A 1,396-nucleotide genomic window follows, 5' to 3' on the forward strand; every position below is an offset into this window, starting at 1 on the left:
CGACCAGATCATCCGCTGCCTGTCCTGCAACAAGGGCTGCACCGACGCCATCCAGCGCCGCGAGGGCCTCTCCTGCGTCCTCAACCCCGAGAACGGCTATGAGACGGTGCGCCGCATCGCGCCCGCACGCGAGACCAAGCGCGTCGCCGTCATCGGCGGCGGCATCGCCGGCCTCATGGCCGCCCGCGTCGCCGCGCTGCGCGGCCACGACGTCACCTTGTTCGAGCGCGCCTGCGAGCTGGGCGGACAGCTCAACATCGCATGCGTGCCCCCGCGAAAGGCCGAGCTGCGCCGCGCCGTCCAGGACGGCGTGACCGCGGCCCGCAACGCCGGCGTGACGTTCGAGCTCGGCCACGAGGCGACCGCTGAGGAGCTTACCGCCGCGGGATTCGACCATGTGATCGTGGCCGTGGGCGCCCAGTGCGCCTGCCCGCCGATCCCCGGCCGCGAGCTCCCCAACGTGGTGGACTCCTGGTCCGTCCTGGCCGGTACGGCCGAGGTCTACGGCAAGGTCGCCGTCATCGGCGGCGGCATGGTGGGCTGCGAGACCGCCGAGCTGTTGGCCGACGAGGGCTGCGAGGTGAGCGTCGTCGAGATGCTCGAGAGCGTCGCCGCCGACGAGGGCCCGACCATCAAGCCGACCCTCTTCGAGCACTTCGAGGCCCGCGGCGTGAAGCAGTTCACGCAGCACAAGGTGCTCGAGATCACCCCGACCGAGCTCGTGTGCGAGACCGCCGACGGCTCCGAGGCCCGCATGCCCATCGACTACGCCGTCATGGCCATCGGCGCCCGCCGCGTCGCCTTCGACACCGCCGCGCTCGATGCGGCAGGCGTGGCCTGGACCTTCGTGGGCGACTGCAGCGAGGTGGGCGGCGACATCTCCTGCGCCACCAAGACCGCCTACGACGCCGCCTGCGCGATCTAGGGGAAACGAATAGCGGGCGCTACGCGAGGGCGTGCACGCCCGTTCGCCGCCCATGTTCGACGGCTATAGAGCGGCCTTCCATCCAAGCCGGGTGGAAGGCCGCTTTTCGTTTGCGATGGCGCTCGGCGCGCATCACGCCTCAGATTAGGGACAGGCACCAATCTGAGCACCGATCTGAGGCTCTGCTCGCGACAGCAGGCTCATATGCATCTAACAGCGCATATAAATCTGATGATGAACAATCGAATTATCATTTCGTAAAAGTTAGCCATGGTTATTCCCATGGGCGGCATTTCGTGGTAGTTTACTAAGGTGAACAAAGCCAAGGCTAACTTTTGGAAAGATGGTGGGTCGAATGCCGCAGGGACCGCAGATGCCGTCGATGCCCCTTTCGATGATGAGGGCGGGTGAGACGGCGACCGTCGCGCGCGTGAAGGGCGCGTCCGACGTGAAGCGGCATCTCGAGACCCT

1 protein-coding gene is annotated in these 1,396 nt (G+C 66.9%); it reads left to right on the top strand.

Annotation, left to right across the window (positions count from 1 at the left end):
- Positions 1–925 (top strand): NAD(P)/FAD-dependent oxidoreductase (locus tag I2E26_RS04575; protein WP_195419780.1); only part of this gene is annotated, 925 nt, incomplete at its 5' end.
- Between the last annotated feature and the right edge of the window lie 471 nt (positions 926–1,396).

Source organism: Collinsella sp. D33t1_170424_A12 (assembly GCF_015554865.1).
Classification (GTDB): Bacteria; Actinomycetota; Coriobacteriia; order Coriobacteriales; family Coriobacteriaceae; genus Collinsella.